Origin of the sequence: Siphonobacter sp. BAB-5385, assembly GCF_002261125.1 — a bacterium.
GTDB lineage: Bacteria > Bacteroidota > Bacteroidia > Cytophagales > Spirosomataceae > Siphonobacter.
In genome coordinates, this window is record NZ_NMPS01000147.1 from 107541 (window position 1) to 125279 (window position 17739).

The 17739-nt window shown below is 49.6% G+C and carries 15 protein-coding genes; 7 read left to right on the forward strand and 8 right to left on the reverse strand.

Going from position 1 to position 17739, the window contains the following annotated elements; translation table 11 throughout:
• Nucleotides 1–68 precede the first annotated feature (68 nt).
• Nucleotides 69–3449 (forward strand): gliding motility-associated C-terminal domain-containing protein, encoded by a 3381-nt coding sequence (locus tag BWI93_RS14360; protein WP_094812449.1) that lies wholly within the window; start codon nt 69–71, stop codon nt 3447–3449.
• Between the two features lie 57 nt (nt 3450–3506).
• A complete protein-coding gene (locus BWI93_RS14365) occupies nt 3507–3953 on the forward strand; it encodes a DUF4920 domain-containing protein (protein WP_094812451.1) in 447 nt (148 codons plus the stop codon).
• Between the two features lie 72 nt (nt 3954–4025).
• Here the strand turns inward: BWI93_RS14365 and gldF are convergent, their stop codons facing one another.
• From gldF to gcvH, 5 genes are all read right to left on the reverse strand, one after another.
• Nucleotides 4026–4751, reverse strand: coding sequence for a gliding motility-associated ABC transporter permease subunit GldF (gene gldF, locus BWI93_RS14370; RefSeq protein WP_094812453.1), 726 nt, complete (start codon nt 4749–4751; stop codon nt 4026–4028).
• 81 nt (nt 4752–4832) lie between these two features.
• The gene (locus BWI93_RS14375; RefSeq protein ID WP_094812456.1) at nt 4833–5378 is read right to left on the reverse strand and encodes a DUF4199 domain-containing protein; all 546 of its coding nucleotides are present in this window, start codon (nt 5376–5378) and stop codon (nt 4833–4835) included.
• Nucleotides 5379–5430: 52 nt separating this feature from the next.
• A complete protein-coding gene (locus tag BWI93_RS14380) occupies nt 5431–5976 on the reverse strand; it encodes a DUF4199 domain-containing protein (protein ID WP_094812458.1) in 546 nt (181 codons plus the stop codon).
• A 48-nt stretch (nt 5977–6024) separates the two neighbouring features.
• The gene (locus BWI93_RS14385; RefSeq protein WP_094812461.1) at nt 6025–7329 is read right to left on the reverse strand and encodes a dihydroorotase family protein; all 1305 of its coding nucleotides are present in this window, start codon (nt 7327–7329) and stop codon (nt 6025–6027) included.
• Between the two features lie 142 nt (nt 7330–7471).
• Nucleotides 7472–7852, reverse strand: a complete 381-nt coding sequence (gcvH, locus tag BWI93_RS14390) for a glycine cleavage system protein GcvH (protein ID WP_094812463.1) — start codon at nt 7850–7852, stop codon at nt 7472–7474.
• A gap of 160 nt (nt 7853–8012) precedes the next feature.
• On the opposite strand from gcvH, the gene BWI93_RS27830 reads away from it, so the two are divergent.
• The gene (locus BWI93_RS27830; protein WP_158242685.1) at nt 8013–8177 is read left to right on the forward strand and encodes a hypothetical protein; all 165 of its coding nucleotides are present in this window, start codon (nt 8013–8015) and stop codon (nt 8175–8177) included.
• A 184-nt stretch (nt 8178–8361) separates the two neighbouring features.
• On the opposite strand, the gene uxuA is transcribed toward BWI93_RS27830, so the two are convergent.
• The 3 genes from uxuA to BWI93_RS14405 all read right to left on the reverse strand — a co-directional run bounded on the left by uxuA (nt 8362) and on the right by BWI93_RS14405 (nt 13020).
• Nucleotides 8362–9558 carry a mannonate dehydratase gene (gene uxuA, locus BWI93_RS14395; protein ID WP_094812466.1) on the reverse strand — a complete coding sequence of 399 codons (1197 nt, stop codon included), beginning with the start codon at nt 9556–9558 and terminating at the stop codon, nt 8362–8364.
• A 208-nt stretch (nt 9559–9766) separates the two neighbouring features.
• A complete protein-coding gene (locus BWI93_RS14400; protein ID WP_094812468.1) occupies nt 9767–11419 on the reverse strand; it encodes a UxaA family hydrolase in 1653 nt (550 codons plus the stop codon).
• 86 nt (nt 11420–11505) lie between these two features.
• Nucleotides 11506–13020 (reverse strand): tagaturonate reductase, encoded by a 1515-nt coding sequence (locus BWI93_RS14405; protein ID WP_094812470.1) that lies wholly within the window; start codon nt 13018–13020, stop codon nt 11506–11508.
• A 183-nt stretch (nt 13021–13203) separates the two neighbouring features.
• Between BWI93_RS14405 and mnmD the strand changes: the two genes are divergently transcribed.
• The 4 genes from mnmD to BWI93_RS14425 all read left to right on the forward strand — a co-directional run bounded on the left by mnmD (nt 13204) and on the right by BWI93_RS14425 (nt 17689).
• A complete protein-coding gene (gene mnmD / locus BWI93_RS14410) occupies nt 13204–13941 on the forward strand; it encodes a tRNA (5-methylaminomethyl-2-thiouridine)(34)-methyltransferase MnmD (protein WP_094812472.1) in 738 nt (245 codons plus the stop codon).
• Between the two features lie 183 nt (nt 13942–14124).
• Nucleotides 14125–14562 carry an Hsp20/alpha crystallin family protein gene (locus BWI93_RS14415; protein ID WP_094812474.1) on the forward strand — a complete coding sequence of 146 codons (438 nt, stop codon included), beginning with the start codon at nt 14125–14127 and terminating at the stop codon, nt 14560–14562.
• Nucleotides 14563–14838: 276 nt separating this feature from the next.
• Nucleotides 14839–16362, forward strand: a complete 1524-nt coding sequence (locus tag BWI93_RS14420) for a trypsin-like peptidase domain-containing protein (RefSeq protein WP_094812476.1) — start codon at nt 14839–14841, stop codon at nt 16360–16362.
• Nucleotides 16363–16504: 142 nt separating this feature from the next.
• On the forward strand, nt 16505–17689 hold the full coding sequence (locus tag BWI93_RS14425) for a hypothetical protein (RefSeq protein WP_094812478.1): 1185 nt from the start codon (nt 16505–16507) through the stop codon (nt 17687–17689).
• The last annotated feature ends 50 nt before the right edge of the window (nt 17690–17739 follow it).

Below are 17739 nucleotides of genomic sequence, written 5' to 3' on the forward strand. Positions count from 1 at the left end.
AAGCGGCGATTGAAATTCTTCGTTTTCGGTAGCATTGCGTATATTAGTTGCCTAACCTCGCCGAAGCTATGCGGAACTTGTTTACCTGCCTGCTTATCTTTTTTACTTTATCTGCATTTGCTGACAATCAGCCCGTTACTTTCATTCCCAACCAGGGTCAATGGGACGCCAGCGTGCGGTACCGCATTCAGATTCCGGGCGGTCAGCTCGACTTGCGGACGGATGGGATGGATTACGTTTTCTACGATACCGATTACTTCAGGCAACTTCATAACCGAACCTTACCGGCCAACACGCCCTTAAAGCTGCACGGCGTACGCGTCTATTTTGACGGTTCCAATCCGAACCCAACCCTGAAAAGCGACCTTTCAGACGGAATTTCCCGAAATTACTTCCTGGGAAATGACGCCCGCCGCTGGGCTTCCAACGTTTCTGGATTCGGCGAAGTCGTATACAAGGAATTGTATCCGGGTATTGATCTGCGACTGTACGCTCACCATTCGACGATTAAGTACGAATTCATTGTGCACAGCGGAGCTAACCCCGATCTGATTAAAATGCGGTACGAAGGCTCAGAAAAGCTATCCGTATCCGAACACGGGAATCTGGAAGTTCGCACGTCCATGGGCTGGTTTCGGGAACTGAATCCGTATAATTACCAGGAAATTCGAGGAAAAACAACGGAAGTGAAAGGTCACTTCGCGGTTCGTGAGAAAAACGTAGTGAGCTTTCACTTACCCAACGGCTACGATCCCAAACATCCGCTGATCATTGATCCGGAGTTAATCTTTGCCAGTTTCTCCGGTTCTTATTCCGACAACTGGGGCCACACCGCTACCTACGACGCCGAAGGCAACCTCATTTCCGGTGGATCGACGAACGCGTCTGGTTTTCCCGTAACGGCGGGAGCCTATCAAATCAACTACGGCGGCAACGGCGGCCAAACCCTCTGGGATGTCGCCATTCTCAAATTCAATCCAACGGGTACCCGCTTACTGTACGCTACGTACCTGGGCGGTACGCAAACGGAAATACCGCATAGCCTCATCGTTAATTCCAAGGGAGAACTACTGATTTTTGGCACGACTTCCTCCCAGAATTTCCCGACCAGTACGCAAGCTCACAAACGCAATTTTAGCGGCGGCACCTACGTACAACCACTCAGTGGAATGGACTACAACAACGGTAGCGATATTTTTCTGGCAAAACTTAGTGCGGATGGAAAATCATTGCTGGCGTCGACTTATTACGGAACGACGGCCAACGATGGTCTGAATCTCAATACCCTTCTGAGCATTCAGTATTACGGAGATGCGTACCGGGGCGAGATCATTACGGACGCCCAGGATAATGTACTGGTAGCAACGACTACCCCCTCGGAACTTCCCCTGAGCCGCCCCGACCGGCTGGCTGCTACCGTTCTAAAATTCTCACCCGATTTATCAAAACTGATCTGGGAAAGACCGAAGATTATGCCCGGCTTCAGCGGAGCATACGGGATACGGGCGGCGGCCTCGGGGAATATCTACGTCTGCGGAGCCGTACGCGATAACCTGCCTACCCCCGAGGATGGCTGGCTGGCCAAACTGGATGCCGACGGAAACGTACAGAAAACCAAACGCATCGGTACCAGCAACGCCGACGTAGCCATGTTGCTGGATCTGGATAAGGACGAAAACGTCTACGTATTAGGATTGAGTAACGGTGGAAAATACCCGGTTACCTCGGGGGTATACTCCAACCGAAACAGCGGGCAATTTATTCATGCCTTTGATCCGACCCTGGATCGAACGCTCTTTTCGACCGTCATTGGCAGCGGTAGGGGTACACCCGACATCGCTCCAACGGCTTTTCTCATCAACGAATGCGGGAATATTTACCTGGCAGGCTGGGGCGGCGAAGTCAATGCTAGCATAGGAACATCGCTGGCACTGGCGAGTAGTACCAAAGGTCTGCCTGTCACCACCGACGCCTTTCAGAAAACGACGGATGGTAGTAATTTTTATCTGGCCCTGTTAGAAAATGGAGCAAAGTCCCTGCTGTACGCGACGTTTTTTGGCAATACCAACAGTTCGTCCGACGTCCGGGGCGACCACGTGGATGGTGGTACCTCTCGCTTCGACAAACGGGGGTATGTCTATCAGGCCGTTTGTTCCTGTCAGCCTTCCTCCTTCCCTGCTACCCCCGGAGCCTGGTCTACCGTAAATCGGGCGGGCAACTGTAATAACGCCGTTTTTAAGTTTGATATCGACAACCTGGACGTGAAGTTCGATATGTTCCTAAATGGCAAAAAGCAGGATACGATCGACGTCTGCACGCCCGCTAAACTGCAATTTGTCAATACCAGTACCGGAGGAAAAAGCTACGAGTGGAATTTCGGGAATCTGGGCAAATCCACGAATCCCGTACAGGGGGAGTTTACCTTTACCAAGCCCGGCGTCTACGTGATTACGCTCGTGGGCCGAAACCCCTTGAGCTGTAAACGCGAGGCCCTGTATCAACGAACCATTCGCGTTTCTGAACCCGCTTTTCAGGTGAGCAAAGATACGACGATGTGTCTCGGCGGAACGGTACAGTTGCGGGCTTCCGGCGGATCGAATTACCAGTGGACGGCCCACGGCTCACTTAACAGTACCACCATTGCTAATCCCGTAGCCACCCCTACCGAAACAACTACGTATACCGTTCAGGCTTCCGATTCGAAAGGTTGTACGGGACAGAAGTCGGTTACGGTGACCATTCAACCGCTGCCGGTTCAGGTCACAGTTTCGGAACCCGTCATTTGCAAGGGCCAAACGGTTCGCATTCAGGCGACGGGTGGAAGTTCGTATCAATGGACTGGCTCGGCCATCAGCGACAGTAGTAAGGCAGCCATTACGGTACAGCCCACCCAAAGTACCGCCTATACGGTTATCGTTAAAGACAATAAAGGGTGCCGTGGACAGGCTACGGCCACGGTAACCATTGATGAATCGTTTCGGCCGGATTTTGCCGTTGAAAAGGTGTTTGACTGCGTAAAACCCACGCAGGTACGCATCAAACTGTCGAACGCGGGCGGCGATCAGTACGACTGGTATTTAGGCAATGGTGATTCGCTGGCGACGCAACAGCCTTCTCCCTACGTGTATCCTAAACCCGGCACGTATCAGGTGACGGGAATTGCCAAACGCGGAAGTTGTACCCTTTCGGCTTCTCAGCCGATAACCATTGAGTCGCCGCTGGAAGTGCCGAACGTGGTAACGCCCAACGGGGATGGCAAAAACGATCAGTTTGTGATTGGTACCAACGGACTAAAATTGGATGTGTTCAATCGCTGGGGGAAAGCCGTTTACCAACACGTGAGTTATCAAAACGACTGGACCCCCTCCGTAGCTCCGGGAACCTATTACTATCTGATCACTTTTCCCGATGGGAAACAGTGTAAGAGCTGGGTGCAAGTTATTAACTAACGTTGTATAATTTACAGTTAATCAGTATTTTAGCATTCCATTCAAACGTTTACACCCATGAAATCATTCGTTCTAACCCTGGCCTTGGCCCTTGCCGGACTGGCGGCCCAGGCTCAGGCCACCTACCACGGAGCTAAAATCACGACCGATCACGCGATTTCAACCACCCAATTGGTGGAACAAATGAAGAAATCCGATACGCTTGCTACCAAAGTGACAGGTACGGTAGAATCCGTTTGCAAGATGAAGGGTTGCTGGATGAAAGTGAAACTGCCCGAAGGCAAGACGATGCGGGTTTCGTTTAAAGACTATGATTTCTTCGTACCAAAAGATATTGAAGGCAAAACGGTTGTATTTGAAGGACAGGCCTTCTCCCGCGTTACACCCGTGAATGAACTCAAACATTACGCTGAAGACGCTGGAAAATCAAAAGAAGAAATTGCCAAAATCACACAGCCTGAGAAAGCCGTGGTTTTCGTAGCGGATGGGGTTATTGTTAAATAATAGTCTATAGTTTCCAAAGAAAAAGGCCGAAGGAAGATCATTCCTTCGGCCTTTTTCACTTGTAGTATTCTCTTACTCCCGTTGCGTTAGTTTCCAGCGGGTTCCCGCCAGAGCGAGGGTAATTAAGGAAAGGAAGTAGATGATATTCCGTGAATCAATCAGTCCTCGTCCGAGGGCATTGTACTGCGTATCCAGCCCCAGCCAGCCTAACCAGTACGCGGCTCCATTCCAAACTTCCAGTCCAGCCACGGAGCTTAAACCGACATACAGCAGGAAACTAATAAACACGCCCAGTAGGAATGCGATGATCTGATTATCTGTCAGTGAAGACGTGAACAGCCCGATGGCCGCAAAGACGCAACCCAGCAGAAAAAGGCCGATATACGATCCCTGTACGCTCGCCGAATCAATGTTTCCCACCGGATTTCCTAACTGATACACGGAGTAGTAGTAGATCAGCGTAGGTACCAAAGCCAGAAAAATCAGAAAACAGGCTGCCAGAAATTTACCAATGACCAGTTGCCACTCGGTTAGCGGCTTGGTGAACAGCAATTCCAGCGTACCAATTTTTCGTTCTTCGGCAATGGAACGCATGGTGATGGCGGGTACCAAAAACAAAAACACGTACGGAGCCAGATTGAAAAACGTCGCCAAATCTGCGTACCCACTGTTCAACACACTCGTATCAGGAAAGATCCAGACCAGCAAGCCCATCGCCAGCAGAAACACCGCCATTACGACGTATCCAACCAGGGAGCTTAAAAAGGAATTGACTTCTTTCTTGAAAATAGTAAACATACCGTAAAAACAGGGAGAAATAGCAGAGTGAAACCGGGCGTATAACGCTAAAAGAGCCAGATAAATTTTTCCGGGATTCGCTTATCCAAACATGGGGCGATCCCGCTTGACAACGGCGGCGACGATCAGACCCAGTACCGTACCCACGATTACGCCCGTTAAGATGGTCATTACAAAACTGAAACCGGGATTGGTCATCAGCGTAACGAATCGCATGGCCGTTTCGGTTTGCTCTTCGGTCATGCCGCGTTCTTCGTACGCATTCCGCAAAGCCCGCAGCGTTTTTTCCTGAGCTGAATTATCAATGAACTGCGTATAGATCAAAATAAGACCCGCCGATAGTACCCCCCATACCGCTCCGGTTAGTGCCGCAATCCCTACCCCCTGGCCAAAGGAAATATATCCTTCGTTATGCGTACGAAATTCCCGCATTGCCAGCACCAATACTAAAACCGTAAAACCGATTTGTAGAAAATTGGTCAGCAAACCCCAGCCCATGTTAGCTTTCATGGGATCATCAGGCATCATATTCAACGCCTGATAACTGATGGAGAAGACAGCGGTAACGATCCCGGAAATCGCTCCCCATTTCATGGCGATACGAGCAGTAGAAGGGGTTGGTTCCATAGTGTAGTAGGTGGATAGGGGTTAATGATACAATCGAAGTAGGGTGATAAACTTAACTACTGGCACTCATTTTCCGAATCCAGATCGCTACCAGAGCCGCGTATAGGAAGTGAAAAATCATGCGTAACATGCCAAAATTGCTCCAGAAAATAGATTCCGGGGAAATCTGCTCAATTTGCTCCAGAAAAAGCTTGAAGTCAACCGGACCGGCATCTTTCTGATTGCCAAATTGTTCTTTGACCATCGTCTGATCCTGTAAGGCCAGACGTTTCAGATCCGTGATAAATTCCGGAACCAGTGAAGGTTCGACATATCGAACGTAACCCGCCACCAATAAACCGTCCACAAAACTCGCCGTCAAAACGACCAGTACGCAGAACCCAAAGATTTCCAGAAAATTCATGGGTCGTCGGACATTTTTCCAGTAGCGGCGGGCTCCAAAGGCCATCGCTACCCACATGAGGATCATCCCCAGATTCCGGCGGGTACCCAGCGGCATGGCGTCTGTTAGCTTTAGTACGTAGAAATAAGCAAAGCAGGCTAATCCAGCCAGCAAGCCTAAGCCTAAAGCCAATCGTAGAAAATACTTGTTAATCATGGAGATGAGGCAATGTGTGGCAGGGAACGTTGTTCCCTGCCACACCAGCTATACTTTAAAACTCAAGGGTTTGCTATGAAAGGTACTCGTACCCTGATTCACGACGCCGTACACTTTTCCGCGTAAGGTTTTACCCACGAAAGGCGTGTTTTTGCCTTTGGATTGCCAGTCGGCCAAACTTACCGTCCATTCTTCATCCGGATTAAACGCGGTCAACTGAGCAATTTTCCCTTCGGCAATCGTTACCGGGTTTCGCTGCAATACGGAGCGAGGGTTCGCCGTAAAGAGTTCCAGGACTTTTTCCAGTCCCAGATTTCCGTAGGTCAGGGCCGTTGCAAAAGCTGTTTCCAGGCTACTGATTCCGAAGTCGGCTAAATCAAACTCCAGGTTCTTCGATTCCGTATCCTGGGGATAGTGATCGGACACCAGAGCATCGATGGTACCGTCGGCAAGGGCCGCCCGCAGAGCTTCTACTTCGCTGGCTGGCCGGAACGGGGGCATTACTTTCAGATTCGTATCGAACTCGACTAAATCTTCATCAGTGAACGCCAAATAATGAGCGGCCGTATCACAGGTTACGGGCAGTCCCTGAGCTTTTGCCTGACGGATCAGTTCTACCGAACGAGCCGTTGAGACCAGGGAAAAATGCAGGCGGGGTCGTAAGTCAAAGGTTTCAACCGCGTATTCCAGTAACCGTAAATCCCGCTGAATCATCAGTTCTTCCGCCATGGTCGGAATGCCCCGCATGCCCAGCATGGTACTCATATTTCCCTCGTGCATCTGACCGTGAACCGTCAGCGTAGGCTCTTCGGGACGTTGAATGAGCAGACCATTCACCTGGGCCAGATATTGAAGCGATTTCAGCAGGATGTCGGCATTCCAGATGGGTTCTTCACCATCAGTAAAAGCGACGGCTCCCGCATGATGCAGATCAAGCATTTCTGTGAAATCCTTGCCTTCGCAACCCAGGGTAAGAGCGGCGGTGGGTAAAAACTGTACGGCCTGATCTTCAGAAAAACTGCGGAGATAATTGAGGCTTTCTTTTCGCTGTACTACAGGCTTGGTATTGGGAAGCAATACGACTTCCGTGAAGCCTCCAGCAGCGGCCGCCCGTTTCAGGCTATATAAATCTTCCTTAGCCTCGTAGCCGGGATCTTTGGCGTGAACCCGCAGATCGCACCAGCCCGGCGAAATACAAAGTCCTTCCTGACGGATTTCCTGCCCAGAGGAGATAGCGGCAAGATTTTCACCCATTTTTCGAATGATACCGTCTTCAATCCACACATCCACCACCTGATTATGAAATGCCGAATGCGGATCAATAATGCGAACGGAACGAAAGAGAAGATTCATAGGGTCGAATGTTGAACAAGGAACAAAGCATACCGAAAATTCGGTGTCCTTTGTTCCTTGCTCTGATCAATGGTTTATTGACGATTTTCGGCCACCTCGCTCAGAGCGATACGCACGAAAATAGAAAACGGTCGACTGTCGACTAGTGTACAGACTCCTGGTAAGTAGCGGCGTCCATCAAGGCATCCAGATCAGCCGGATTTGACACCTCAAGTTTGATTACCCAGCCATCACCGTACGGATCGGTATTGACTTTGTCGGGACTGTCGTTGAGGCTCTCGTTTACTTCGAGCACTTTACCCGCAACGGGCAGGAACAGATCAGATACCGTTTTTACGGCTTCTACTGAGCCAAATACTTCGTTGGCAGCCAATTCCTGATCCAGGGAATTAACTTCTACGAAAACCACATCGCCCAATTGATCCTGAGCATAATCGGTAATACCAACCAATGCTACGTTACCGTCAACGAGTTTAATCCATTCGTGTTCAGCGGTGTAGCGAAGTTCTGAAGGAAAGTTCATGTGTTTGTGATGGCAATCTGTCTGAAATTCCCTGCAAGTTACGGAAGAAGTTCAGGGTTTAGCGTCCGGGGTTTAGAGTTTTTTCGATTTCCTGGCCAGTAGAGGCAAGCTCTGGTGGTACGCTGTTTTTACCTACTCCTTTCAAAAAACAATAAAAGCTATGAAAGCCAATCCAGCCTCACAGAACACAGCGGCTCATAAGCATAATAAAATGCATAAGCCCGAAAACAAAGACAACCTGGACAGCCGGGTCAAACAGGAACTCGACAACAACTCCAATAACCGGAAAGAAATCCGGAGCAATCAACCCAAAGATAAAGAGTAACGAAAAAGCGGATTCCCTCTCAGGAATCCGCTTTTTTAGTTTACAGTTTTCGGTTTTTAGTGGTCAGTTGGGTTCATGCCAGCTTATCAATGCAATTCTAATTCAAGAATCTCTACGAGCTGTTGTAGATCACTTACCTGCGAGTAATCTGCCATTGAAAACGGAAAACAGACCACTGAAAACGTTACAAACTTTGCGTAATCCCCAGTTCCAATCCCCGTAATTCAGCCAGTCCCCGTAACCTTCCAATAGCTGTATACCCTGGATTCGTCCGTTTTTCGGGATTCAGATCATCCAGCATCCGGTGACCGTGGTCAGGCCGCATGGGAATATTTACATCCGTACGTCCTTCCTTTTCCCGACGTTTCATTTCTCCCACAGCGGCTTTCATGACTTCATACATGCCCGCATGCCCTTCCAGGTGATTGGCTTCGTGAAAGGTCTCCGGCACCTCGTCGATTTCCCGGTGTACGCTCCGCAAGTGTAGGAAATGCGTACGTGGTCCGAATTCCTGTAGCATAGCGGGCAAATCATTATCCGCCCGTACCCCAAAACTTCCCGTACAGAAGGTCAGTCCATTCGCGGGCGAATCGGCTGCTGCGAATAGTTCACGAATGTCCGCTGCCGTACTCACCACCCGTGGCAGACCCAGAATCGGCCGTGGCGGATCATCCGGGTGAATACAAAGCTTCACCCCTACTTCTTCGGCTACGGGTACTACCGCTCGCAGGAAGTAATACAGGTTTTGCCGGAGTTCGAAGTCACCGATTTCAGCGTAATAATCCAGTACTTTCTGGAATTGCTCAACGGTAAAACTTTCTTCCGAACCGGGCAGACCCGCAATGATATTACGAATCAGTAAGGCTTCCTGACTTTCGTTTAACGTCTTAAAGTAAACCTCGGCCCGTTGACGGAAAGATTCCGAGTATTCGGCCTCCGCCGCTGAACGCTTCAGTATAAATAACTCGAAAGCTGCGAAGGCGACGGCATCAAACCGCAGGGCTTCCGACCCGTCGGGTACGACGTAGGCCAGATCCGTTCGCGTCCAATCGAGTACGGGCATGAAGTTGTAACATACCCTCGTAATGCCTTGCTGAGCCAGGTTACGTAAGGTTTGCTGATAATTAGCAATGAGCTGATCCCGGTCGGGCATGGCTCGCTTGATGTGCTCGTGCACGGGTACACTTTCGACTACGGCCCATTCCAGTCCAGCTGCCTCGATTAGCGTTTTGCGGGATTCAATGGCTTCGGGAGTCCAGATTTTACCGTTAGGCACTTCGTGTAAGGCCGAGACGATACCCGTAGCTCCGGCTTGCCGAATGTCCGACAGCCGTACGGGGTCTTTCGGACCAAACCAGCGAAAAGATTGAAGAAGAGGCATAAAAAAGTTTAGAGTTTTCCGTTGTCTGTTTTCAGTTAAAGGGTTCTTGGCGAACCTTTAGTCTGAACTGCGTGAGCCGTATCATTCGCTACGAAATCTCAACTGCTCCGTCTACCCATCAGACAAAAATCCTAAAAAACTGAACAGGCCACCGCAGTAGATCACGATCGATACCCATTCAATTTTTTAGGATTAAATGACGTAGTACTTACAGCGAAACACCACGTTTCCAGGGGATGAAATCATCCTGACCCAGCCGCACCGAGTGCGGGGTAACCTGACCGCTGGCAACCTGAATGACGTAATCCAGAATGCGTTCGCCCGCTTCATCGATGGTTTCCTGACCGTCGATGATGGTACCACAGTTGATGTCGATAATATCGTTCATCTTGTGGTACAGCTTCGTGTTCGTCGAAAGCTTGATGACGGGGGCAACCGGATTACCCGTAGGCGTACCCAGACCCGTGGTAAACAAAACGACGGTGGCTCCCGAAGCTACTTCAGCCGTGGTACTCTCCACGTCGTTTCCGGGGGTACAAACCAGGTTCAGACCGGGCTTGGTCACTTTCTCAGGGTAATCCAGCACATCTACAACGGGTGAATTCCCACCTTTTTTCGCGGCTCCGGCAGACTTGATGGCGTCCGTAATCAATCCATCCTTGATATTACCGGGTGAGGGATTCATGTAAAAACCAGAACCTACGGCTTCCGCCCGCGAATTGTAGATTTTCATCAGCGAGTTGAACTTCAAAGCCGTTTCTTCATCGACGCAACGATCCGACAGTTCCTGTTCTACACCGCAGAGTTCCGGAAATTCCGCCAGAATGACGGTACCGCCCAGCGATATGAGAATATCTGACGTATGACCAATCGCTGGATTCGCCGAAATTCCGGAAAACCCGTCCGAACCACCGCATTCCAGTCCAATGACCAGCTTGGAAAGCGGAGCAGGCTGACGTTCAATTTTATTGGCTTCAATTAGTCCGGCAAAGGTTTGCTTGATCGCTCCGGCAATGAGTTTTTCTTCGGAACCAATTTCCTGCTGCTCAAATACGTACAGCGGCTTGGCAAAATTCGGGTCCCGCTTGGCAATTTCCTCCTTCAGAATCGATACCTGAGCGTTCTGGCAACCCAGACTTAGTACCGTGACTCCCGCCACGTTGGGGTGCGTCGCATAGCCAGCCAGCAGGCCACACAGAGCCTGAGCGTCCGAACGCGTACCGCCGCAACCCATTTCGTGGTTGAGGAATTTTACACCATCCACGTTCGGAAACAGGCGGGTTTGGATCGCTGTTTCTTCCTCAATGGCTAAATCGGCGTTGAGAATGTCCGTTACGGATTTGCCGGAACGGTACAGGCTAATCAACTGCTCAGTCTGATCTTTCCAGACCTGATTTTTGCCGTAGCCCAGGGAATCCACCAGGGCTTCCCGCATGACTTCCAAATTCCGGGTTTCGCAGAATACCATGGGCAGTACGATCCAGTAATTGGCCGTACCTACGCTTCCATCCTGCCGGTGATACCCCAGGAAAGATCGCTGCTTAAACTTGGTTGTATCGGGTTGGGTCCATTCCAGCTTACGCGATCCCAATCCAAAATCGTCCGAGGCGTGACGCGTATTGAACGTGTGCATGAGTCCGCCTTTGGGGATAAACTGCTTGGCCTTCCCTACCAGCACACCGTACATGGTAATGTCTTCATCGACGGCCCGATCTTCCGTCAGAAATTTATGCTTGGCCGCAATATCATCGACCAGCTCGTAATCGACCCCCTGAAACGAAATGATCTCGCCTTTTTTCAGATCAGTTAGGGCGACAATAACGTTATCGGCGGGGTGGACTTTTAATACTCGTTGCTGCATGGGAGTAAAGGATTCTTTCTTTCAAAAGATGAAATCCGGACCTTGCTACCCGAATTTCCAATGGAAAAGAAATGAATAAAAATCAGTTAGGATAAAGCGGCCTCAAAAGCGGCTTCCGGGCTTTCCTGAAGCTTGTTCAAATAGAACGCTACCCGCTCGCCGAAGCCGGGTAAGGCATTTAGATCCGTACCCCAAAAATCCGTATTGCCGAGTACTTCCGAAAGTTCGCCCTGACGCGACCACCAATCGAAGTACCAGCCAGCGGGTTCGTCCTGAATGAGGTATGATTCGCCGTTTCGTTCGCCAAAGTACTTGCCTCCTTCTTCTTTCACGGCCTTCATGAACAGTACATACGCCGCAAAACCCAGGGCAAAACGCTCCGGAGCCGTGCCCGTCTGTTCGTAATGCTTGAGTAGCAAAGGCACGTTACGGGTTTTCATCTTAGAGGTATAGTACAACGTAATACTGAGCAGTTTATGTTCCAGAAAGGGATTGGAAAAACGGTTCAGCAGACTGGCCCCGTACGTACGGGCTACCTCCAGCTCGATCGGGTATGGAATGGCCGGGGCCAGTTCTTCAAACATCAATTCTTTCACATAGCGACTCGATACAGGATCGACCATGCTTTCGCGAACGGCGTTTTTACCCGAAAGATAATTCAGTCCGCAGGTCAGCGTGTGCGAGCCATTCAACAGGCGAAGTTTCAACTCCCGGTAGCGATCAATATCGGTTTTTATAATTACGCCTAACGCATTGGCTTCGTCACAATCCACGGCATCGAAACTCAGTACGCTTTTTACCTTTTCATCGCCTTCAATAGCCCAGAGGCGGTATACTTCTGATACGCAGAGCAGGCCATCTTCGTAGCCTAGTTTCTGCTGGTATTCGGCCTGATCCGTCGCGTTAGGTTTTCCGGGAACAATCCGGTCCACCAGTGAATTACAGAAGGAGTTGGCCGTTTCCAACCAATGAATAAAGTCAGCTTCGAGATTCCCGCGACGAGCCAGCTCCAGTACAATTTTCCGCAGATTCGTACCATTGTCAGGCACAAGCTCGGTGGGTACAATCACCATACCGCTTTCGGCTGAACCGTTAAACGCTTTCCAGCGAGCGTACAGAAAGGCCGTCAGTTTACCCGGAAATGATTTGGGAGGCGTGGCCTGCAAATCTTCGGTTTCGTCGAGCTGAATACCGATTTCCGTCGTATTCGAAGTAACAATCTGCATCTCAGGGTTGCTCGCACAGGCCAGAATTTCGGCCCATTGGCTCGGAGCCGCCAGGGTACGGGAAATACTGGCGTTGACAATGTATTCTTCAATCGGTTGTCCATCTTCGCCCAGGCCCCGAATCACCTGCGTAAAGAGTTGATCCTGCCGATCAAATTCGGACGTATCGCTTCCGGTTGATTTCACCACCACAATTCGGCCGTTGAACACGCCCTGTTGATTGGCTTTGTCCACAAAATAGTCGCACAACCCCCGCAGCAACACGCCCGTACCAAATTGCAGAATGCGTTCGGGTAATTCAAAAACGGAGGGATTGGGTAATTGAACCGGCACAGTTGCCGAAATTTGGGGCAAGTTTTTGCGGGAAAGCAACATGACTAAAGCGTTAGTAAAGTTTGAAGTAGAGGGTTGGAAGTTTGCCGTAATCATCCAAGATAAGCTGGATGATTTGCTGATCAGCTCTTCTTCTACCCTTGTATACAAGTGAAATTTTTTCGAATGATTCGTCTGTAAGGAAGGACGGGCGAAGTCAGATCATACCCTGAATAAAAAGAAATAATGGAAGCAGGAAGCTCAAACCCTACGCATTCGGATCCGACACACGCATCGAATGAGCTGGTACTCACCAAGGACGGTAGTCATACGCTCTACTCGGCCCGCTTCAACCAGTGGTATCATTCCCTGCACGGAGCTTTTGATGAATCGAAACGTATCTTTCTGGAATTAGGGCTGGATTATTTACTGGAATCGGGAAAGCAGGAAATCCGGATTCTGGAAATGGGATTTGGTACGGGCTTCAACGCTCTCCTGACCTTACTTAAGGCCGGGCAGTCACCCGTTGCCGTACATTATACCAGCCTGGAAGCATATCCCGTTCCGCCCGAAGCGTATCGGCAACTCAATTACGACGAGTTTATGCACGCATCAGTTTTACAATCGCTGCACGAGGCGGCCTGGGACACGGACGTACGCCTGTCGCCCACCTTCACCCTGCGTAAAGTTCACGCCACTCTTCAGGATTTTCTGGCGAATGAAACCCTCGGCGAGCCGTACGATCTGGTCTATTACGACGCCTTTGCTCCCAGCTCACAGCCAGAACTCTGGACTACTGAAGTTTTTTCCGGAATCGGCCGCCATTTGCAGGTGGGTAGCCTATTGACTACCTATTGCTCCAAAAGCGTTGTACGGAGGGCCTTACAAGCGGCTGGTTTTCGCGTCGAAAAACATCCCGGACCGCAGGGCAAGCGGGAGGTAGTACGAGCTGTTTGGGAACCTGAACGTTCAAATGAATCCTAAAACTGACATTTTTAAGTCGATTTAGGACATTTTGTCATTAATATATTGTAGCATTTATTCTAAATAAGACATTTTGTCATTAAATTTTTAATTTTTGAGTTTGGTATAGCTGTTTTAATATTAGAGTCGTCCGACAATCAATGAGTCGGTTGAACATCGAAAACAATAAAAAACGTTATAGCCATGTCACTCGTGAAATTTCATCAACCTGCATTCCCTTCTTTAGTAAATCGTTTCTTTAATGATGACTTCTTTCAATCGTACAACCAGGTAGCGGGCAAGAATGAGTTCCACAATTTGCCTGCTGTCAATGTCAAAGAAAGCGAAGGAAACTTCCAGCTTGAACTGGCTGCCCCTGGTTTGAAAAAAGAAGACTTTAAAGTAAGCGTACACGAAAATCGCCTGGTCATTTCAGTCAAGAAAGAGAGCCAGAACGAAGAGAAAGCCGAAAAATACAGCCGGAAAGAATTCAGCTACAGCAGTTTCCAACGGGCCTTTGTATTACCCAAAACCGTAGATGGCGAGAAAATCGAAGCCAGCTATACCGACGGAATCCTGTACCTGACGCTCCCGAAAAAAGAAGAAGCAAAAGCACAGCCTCGTGAAATTTCCATTGCCTAATCTTATCTAGTGCGGTTGGTTCGTGCGGAGGAAAGCAGGGAGAACACTAGCGTTCTCCCTGCTTTCTTAACATTCAGCCCGCTCATTTCCCTATTATCACAATCTGTTGTTAAAAAACCTTAATCCCTTTATTTTCGCAACAGATTCTCTCTAAACCGCGTTAAGGTTAGCAAGTCTAAGAACTTAACTAGAACAACTTTTCGCTGATTCGATTTTGGAGCACTTTTTTACGTAAACTAGTAATGAATTTCCCTCTCCAAACAACGTTTAACAGCTATGAATAACAGCAATTGGAAATCTTTAGCCCTGGTCGGGGTATTGAGTAGCGGAATTACCCTGGGTGGAGCTCACCTCTTGGGATTAGGCTCTCAACGGGATGTGGTACTGACTGAAGCCAACGCTTCAGGAGCGGGTGCGAAGTTCACCACGAACATGGCCGGTATTCCCGGCGATTTCGTAGCGGCTGCCGATAAATCGACGCCGGCGGTGGTACACATCAAATCAAAAGTCGTACGTCAGGTGAGTCAGCGGCAGATGCCCAGCATCTTCGACTTCTTTGGCGATGAAGACTTCGGTGGTGGCCGTCGTCAGCCTCAACGTCAGGAAGGCATGGCCTCAGGTTCGGGTGTGATTATCAGCCCCGATGGATATATTGTTACGAACAACCACGTCGTAGCCGACGCTTCCGAGCTGGAAGTGGTACTGAGCGACAAACGGAAGTTTAAAGCAAAACTCGTAGGTACGGACCCTAACACGGATATTGCCGTGATTCAGTTGCAGGGCGAAAAGCTACCCGCGAATTTACCGTATCTGCCCTTTGCGAACTCGGATGATATTAAAGTAGGTGAATGGGTACTGGCCGTAGGTAACCCTTTTGATCTGGAATCAACGGTTACGGCAGGTATTGTGAGTGCGAAAGGCCGTTCCATTGGCATCCTGGGTGATCGTGAGAAAGCTCAGAGCCCGATTGAAGCCTTCATCCAAACGGATGCGGCCGTAAACCCCGGTAACTCGGGTGGTGCTCTGGTCAATTCCAGAGGCGACCTGATCGGTATTAATACGGCCATTGCCGGTGGTCAGACGGGTACGTACGTCGGTTATTCGTTTGCTGTACCTTCTAACCTGGTGAAGAAAGTAGCCAGTGATTTGCTGAAGTACGGTAACGTTCAACGCGGTTACCTGGGTATTTCGCAAATGCAGGTAGTGGATGACAAGCTGGCCAGCCAGAAAGATCTGAAAGCTACTTCCGGTATTTACTTCGGTAGCTTCGGTGAAAACCCGAACGCCAGTGCTGCGAAAGCGGCTGGTCTGAAAATCGGTGACGTCATTGTGAAAGTAGACGGTAAAGACGTCAACGACCTGCCTCGTCTGGTAGAACTGGTCGGTGCTCAGCATAAACCCGGTGACGTGGTCGTAGTAACCGTAAATCGCGATGGTCAACTGAAAGACTTCAACGTTACGCTGAAAAACATGGACGGTAGCACGGGTATCGTGAAATCGCCGGTTTCTTCACTCGTACAGGTTGAGTCTGTAGGTGCCAAACTCGACAACGTCACAAACAACGAGAAATCGAAATTCCGCATTAACGGTGGAGCCAAAGTGGTGGAAGTACTGCCCGATGGCTGGATGGAATACCAGGAAGTTCCGGTAGGCTTTATCATTACCAAAATTGATGATACGGTTATCAAAGATGCCAAACAAGCGGGTGACCTGCTGGCGAATCGTCGGGGTCGCGTGCGGATCATTGGTATCGATCCTTCAAGCGGACAACAATATCGTCTGGAAGGTACCTTACGTTAATTCTTCGTATAAATACAAAAATCCCCGTCAGTTGGCGGGGATTTTTTGTATTTATGCGTCTGCAATTGGGTAAAAACGGGAAGCGTTCTTGCTGATGCTTCCGTTTGATTTTACTTTTAAAAGAACTATTCGCGATAGCCTTATGCCGAAGTTAGACGTGACCGCAGTTGAAACATACGCTAAAGCGTATGCCGCACAACTTTGCAATGAACAGTACGCTCAGCAAAATCGAATCAACGGCGATGCCCTGCTCCGTTTCAGTCCGGTATCCCAGGTTAACCTTTTTGTCATTCGAGACCTCTACGATGCCTGGAAAGAAACGGCTACTGCCTTTCGTAGCCCGTATTTCAACTTTGAAAGTACCGAAGTCAAAACGGCTCTGCAAAGCTTTCTTAATACGGTATCGCAGCACATTTCCGTCGAACGCAAGGATCTGGAAGCCCTGGTAGCGAAAGCTACGCACGAAAGTCTGGAACTATTACTGGCCCCCAAGGAGTATTTTCAGGGCTGGTTACGCGAACTTCCGGATTATAAGCTTACGGCTGATCAACTAAAAGCCTTTAAGAAGTACAATCGCATTCATACGGGCATTGCCGGTGGTCTGGCCGAACGTCTGGGCACGGAATCCGCGGCCAGTACCACCCAGGCAATTTTGTGGCTGGATTCGCTTCTGAATGAATCGAGCCGTCTGGATGCCACGCCAACTATCCTGGATCAGTTTGCGAAAACCCTACCCCTGGATGAATCTACGCTGTACGTAAAAGAGGCTTCTGCTAATTTTTTCGAACAGGTAGCTCCGGGTATGGCGGGATCTTCCCCCTCGAAGGAAGAAGGATACGCAGGATCATCTCTGGTAAGTCGGGCGGAATCTTCCGGACCGGAACCCATGGCTTCGACGATTCCCAGCCCTTCGGTACCCGCTCCGGATTACGCCGTTATTCCTACCGCACCTCCCGTTACCGTTGCGGAAGATGTGACGGCGAGTGTCAATGATCCGTTTGCCATGCAACCGACGAACCTCAACGAAAAATTTCGGCAGAATTCCTCCGCCGCCGAGGAAACCGTAAGCAGTCAGTTTCAGCATAAACCAATTGCCAGCTTACATAGCTTCATTTCACTCAACCATAAGTTCATTTTCATCAATCAGCTTTTCCAGGGCGACGCCGCGGCGTACCATCAGGCCGTAGATGAACTCGAAAAATGCCAGAGCTTTGACCAGGCCAAAGATTTGATGAACCGGGTTTATTCAACCCAGTATAAGTGGCGGGATGTCGCCGATGAGGCCGACGACTTCTACGAAATTGTGAAGAGACGTTTCCAAGGATAAAAAGAAACCCCGGCTTCTGACAAGCCGGGGTTTTACTTGTAAGCGTATTT

What these genes read in the sequence shown, in the direction of transcription:
- BWI93_RS14385 (WP_094812461.1), bottom strand. Translation starts at nt 7,329, where the DNA reads ATGAATCTTCTCTTTCGTTCCGTTCGCATTATTGATCCGCATTCGGCA.
- BWI93_RS14405 (WP_094812470.1), bottom strand. Translation starts at nt 13,020, where the DNA reads ATGTTGCTTTCCCGCAAAAACTTGCCCCAAATTTCGGCAACTGTGCCG.
- BWI93_RS14415 (WP_094812474.1), top strand. Translation starts at nt 14,125, where the DNA reads ATGTCACTCGTGAAATTTCATCAACCTGCATTCCCTTCTTTAGTAAAT.
- gldF (WP_094812453.1), bottom strand. Translation starts at nt 4,751, where the DNA reads ATGTTTACTATTTTCAAGAAAGAAGTCAATTCCTTTTTAAGCTCCCTG.
- BWI93_RS14420 (WP_094812476.1), top strand. Translation starts at nt 14,839, where the DNA reads ATGAATAACAGCAATTGGAAATCTTTAGCCCTGGTCGGGGTATTGAGT.
- BWI93_RS14375 (WP_094812456.1), bottom strand. Translation starts at nt 5,378, where the DNA reads ATGGAACCAACCCCTTCTACTGCTCGTATCGCCATGAAATGGGGAGCG.
- uxuA (WP_094812466.1), bottom strand. Translation starts at nt 9,558, where the DNA reads ATGCCTCTTCTTCAATCTTTTCGCTGGTTTGGTCCGAAAGACCCCGTA.
- gcvH (WP_094812463.1), bottom strand. Translation starts at nt 7,852, where the DNA reads ATGAACTTTCCTTCAGAACTTCGCTACACCGCTGAACACGAATGGATT.
- BWI93_RS14380 (WP_094812458.1), bottom strand. Translation starts at nt 5,976, where the DNA reads ATGATTAACAAGTATTTTCTACGATTGGCTTTAGGCTTAGGCTTGCTG.
- BWI93_RS14365 (WP_094812451.1), top strand. Translation starts at nt 3,507, where the DNA reads ATGAAATCATTCGTTCTAACCCTGGCCTTGGCCCTTGCCGGACTGGCG.
- BWI93_RS14400 (WP_094812468.1), bottom strand. Translation starts at nt 11,419, where the DNA reads ATGCAGCAACGAGTATTAAAAGTCCACCCCGCCGATAACGTTATTGTC.
- BWI93_RS14360 (WP_094812449.1), top strand. Translation starts at nt 69, where the DNA reads ATGCGGAACTTGTTTACCTGCCTGCTTATCTTTTTTACTTTATCTGCA.
- mnmD (WP_094812472.1), top strand. Translation starts at nt 13,204, where the DNA reads ATGGAAGCAGGAAGCTCAAACCCTACGCATTCGGATCCGACACACGCA.
- BWI93_RS27830 (WP_158242685.1), top strand. Translation starts at nt 8,013, where the DNA reads ATGAAAGCCAATCCAGCCTCACAGAACACAGCGGCTCATAAGCATAAT.
- BWI93_RS14425 (WP_094812478.1), top strand. Translation starts at nt 16,505, where the DNA reads ATGCCGAAGTTAGACGTGACCGCAGTTGAAACATACGCTAAAGCGTAT.